The organism is Tateyamaria pelophila (genome assembly GCF_019966495.1).
Taxonomy (GTDB): domain Bacteria; phylum Pseudomonadota; class Alphaproteobacteria; order Rhodobacterales; family Rhodobacteraceae; genus Tateyamaria; species Tateyamaria pelophila.
Map to the genome: position 1 here is coordinate 1 of NZ_JAIMIA010000243.1, position 3,169 is coordinate 3,169.

Below are 3,169 nucleotides of genomic sequence, written 5' to 3' on the forward strand. Positions count from 1 at the left end.
ACAATACATGAACATGGCCGATTATCAAGCCTTGAAGGACAACATCATGTGCTCCCGGATCAAACGGGATAAGCCTTTCTTCTTTGACTGGCTTAGGTTTGGTCAACCATTTTGCATTTGCAGTGTCTATTCCGAAAGAAATCCGAATCCGGATGTCATTTTCCCTCTCGGGATTCTTAAGTTCGGGCAGCTCTTTCATTAAGATGGAAAGGGAGGAAAGAAAGTCCTGATACCCCGTTACAATCAAGCATTCCCCTGAGACAATGTGGGGGCGGTACAGGTTGATGACGGGGCGGTCGATGTTGGTTCCGACTTTCGCAACTAAGCTGCTATCCGTTTGGATCTCCGATTCTCGATCCGCACTGTCTATCTGTCTTGGTTTGGAGCGAAGCCAATCAGGGAGTGAAAACAATGAGCGAGACCAGTTTTACGGCGGTTTGGTTTGTAAGTGATACTTAAGGTCGACACCTTCAAGCCACATGCAGAAAATCGACACCATCTATTGAAGTGTTGACAAATCGCACAGGAGACGAGGTTCAGGGGTGCGAGCACCACCGAAGACTGAGTGAATGGAGTGTTGGTGCCCGTGAGTTTTGATGATCACCTTGCGTCTCCCAATGCCAGCAGCAACAGGACTGCCAGAAAGGGTGACCCGACCAAGCTGATAAGCACCCAAATCACTTGGCTGCGGTTTCTCCGCTCTGCCATGCCCGCAGGCAGGAGAATGTAAAGCCACAACACTACGAACAGGGCTAAAAGACCGAATACTATGAAGAATAGATTCTCCATCACCGATCAATCAATGTCTATGTAAACTAGGTCAGGCCTTTGAGACTGCCCGGCTATCACTATGCTATCATTGGTTTTTGTTTGTTCACATGCAAAGAGATGTCGTGTTTTTGCCACGGCGATTATCGCACAGGGCAGCAGACGCCAGATTGGACAGACCGAGCGCGTCATCAAGCTCGCGCATCACCAGAAGGCCGCCATCCGAACTGAGCTGAGCGCCCCGGAATTCCAGCCGCACGCGAGGGTCAAAATCCACACGATCTGCCCGCTGCAAGCCCGCACCCTCTGGGTGATCCATGAAACACATCCTCCGCAGCAACCAACGCCATGATATATATAGAAAATATCACGTTCAAGACAGCGAAATCAGAGATCCACTTGGGGAATGCGGGGATGTATTTCTTCAGAGCTCAAAGGGCTAACTGCGTTTCCACCTTTGTAGTTGGCCTCTTTCCCATACTTCGAGCAGTGTTGAATTGCGGCTTCGCGCGCCTCGGCCGTTAAAGTTGGAACACTATCCCACGCGGTATATTGTAGAGAAATTGAATTTTCCGACGCAAACTTTTGAACTGGCGCGGATGCGGTGCATGCTGGTAACGCCAGAACAAACATGAATGGCAAAACATTTTTCATAGTAATCTTTCAATTATATTCCGCACCTCTGAGGTGCTTTTCGGTCATGTAAGTAAAAACGAAACGGGCTTTTGGCTTTCGAATGTTCGTCAATTTTTTGTGAAATCATGCCAAATTCCACTTCAGTGGCATATGTGCCCAACGATACCGGGTCAGTTCTCGGTGACGTTCAACAAGATTAACTCATTGACGAAGTGTCAGCCCTTCAACCATTTATCTGGAATGGTGGGATAGGGCCTCTGAGACACTTCACAGACTGTCCTCGAACTTTTATGCTCTCCTTTTTTGACCAATTGGGAATCGGAAAATGGGCATAAACGCAATTGCAGGCGGCAACACCGCGGTCGTTACCGGTGGAGCAGCTGGCATCGGCCTCGCTTCGGCGCTGCGTTTCGCGAAGGCCGGTATGAATGTTGTTCTTGTTGATTTACGCGAAGAGCTCTTTCAATCCGCTGAAGCTTCGCTTCGCGCCAGTGGAGCAGCAACGGTCGTCACACGGCGAGTTGATGTCTCAGATCTGGTGGAAGTCCAAGCGCTTGAAACCGAAATCGTTGCACGTTTTGGCGGAGTTGACGTGTTGATGTGCAATGCTGGAACTCAACCCGGCAGTGACATTTTCGACAGTACAGGCACTTGGGATCAAGTGCTGTCAGTCAATCTTGGCGGTGTCCTGAACTTTTGCCAAACCTTTGTTCAAGGGATGATGTCACACGGGCGACCGGGCCTTGTGATTAACACAGGCTCCAAACAAGGCATAACAACACCGCCCGGCGACCCGGCCTACAATGTGTCAAAGGCAGGCGTGAAGGTCTTTACCGAAGCCTTGCAGCACCATTTGAGAGAGAGCCAATCTGAGGTGACGGCACATCTCCTTGTACCCGGCTTCGTCTTCACTGATTTGACGCGCCATGGCAGGACCGAGAAGCCAGCAAGCGCCTGGACGTCTGAGCAAACCGCTGATTTTATGATCGAAAGCCTCAAGAAGGGGGACTTCTATATCATCTGTCCGGACAATGACGTCAGTCGGGACATTGACGAAAAACGCATGGCCTGGGCAATGGGCGACATCATCGAGAACCGGCCACCGCTCTCTCGCTGGCACAAGGATTGGGCCAGTTCTTTTGAAAAGTTCTCCAAGAGAAAAGAGGACCGCTAATCCGCTGATTTTGCTTCTGCCCAGGCGGGCGCAATCTTCGCATACATTTCAGGGTAGATGTTTTTCACCTGCGGTAAAGGAAGCGCTGTCTTGATGGTGCGAATGCCTAGATAAACGCTTCTGACCCAACGGCCCATCCTAGAGTAAGCTGCATACCTGATGGCAATTCATAATGCAGAGCGCGACCACGTTCAGCTTGAAGACCGAACAGATTGGCATAGGCTTGGAAGTCGTCAAACCAGCGGTGATTTTGCGAGAACGACTGGACAATCATTGCAGCTCTGTCCGCCTTAAAACGCTGAGCCTCCAAAATCGCAGCAGCAGTTCTATGAAAAAGCTGGTAACGTAGTTTGTCGGGTGGCGGTGCACTCACTCCAAGAAGATCACAGATGAAGTTCATCCGCTCAACTTTGCCCGCGCTCGCATCCAGCATCCACTCTCCGACAGTGGGTCCAAACGGTTCATTGACCTTTGCTTCCACTGCTATCGCCGTCAACTCGTTGAGTTTTCTTACTAGGCAGCGGACTCATAAAACTCGATCCACAGCCTGACGGATGCCAGTTTGATCATCGACAGGAAATTGCGTGATGT

3 protein-coding genes and 2 pseudogenes are annotated in these 3,169 nt (G+C 50.4%); 1 reads left to right on the forward strand and 4 read right to left on the reverse strand.

The annotated features are described in order from the left end of the window. The 3 genes and pseudogenes from LC354_RS27085 to LC354_RS27095 form a co-directional block, all read right to left on the reverse strand. A partial coding sequence (locus tag LC354_RS27085) for a hypothetical protein (RefSeq protein ID WP_223429044.1) occupies positions 1-412 on the reverse strand: 412 nt, incomplete at its 3' end. Between the two features lie 480 nt (positions 413-892). Then, a pseudogene (locus LC354_RS27090) lies at positions 893-1,087 on the reverse strand (transposase); the annotation flags it as partial. 68 nt (positions 1,088-1,155) lie between these two features. After that, a complete protein-coding gene (locus tag LC354_RS27095) occupies positions 1,156-1,422 on the reverse strand; it encodes a hypothetical protein (protein ID WP_223429045.1) in 267 nt (88 codons plus the stop codon). Positions 1,423-1,729: 307 nt separating this feature from the next. Here LC354_RS27095 and LC354_RS27100 point away from each other — a divergent pair, with 307 nt between their 5' ends. Beyond that, complete coding sequence (locus LC354_RS27100) at positions 1,730-2,578, forward strand: SDR family NAD(P)-dependent oxidoreductase (RefSeq protein WP_223429046.1); 849 nt, start codon at positions 1,730-1,732, stop codon at positions 2,576-2,578. A gap of 106 nt (positions 2,579-2,684) precedes the next feature. Here LC354_RS27100 and LC354_RS27105 read toward each other — a convergent pair. Beyond that, positions 2,685-3,086: pseudogene (locus tag LC354_RS27105) on the reverse strand (DUF6946 family protein); the annotation flags it as partial. Between the last annotated feature and the right edge of the window lie 83 nt (positions 3,087-3,169).

Bases quoted from the DNA above. Each gene is read 5' to 3' on its own strand.
- LC354_RS27095 (WP_223429045.1), bottom strand. From the start codon at position 1,422: ATGAAAAATGTTTTGCCATTCATGTTTGTTCTGGCGTTACCAGCATGC.
- LC354_RS27100 (WP_223429046.1), top strand. From the start codon at position 1,730: ATGGGCATAAACGCAATTGCAGGCGGCAACACCGCGGTCGTTACCGGT.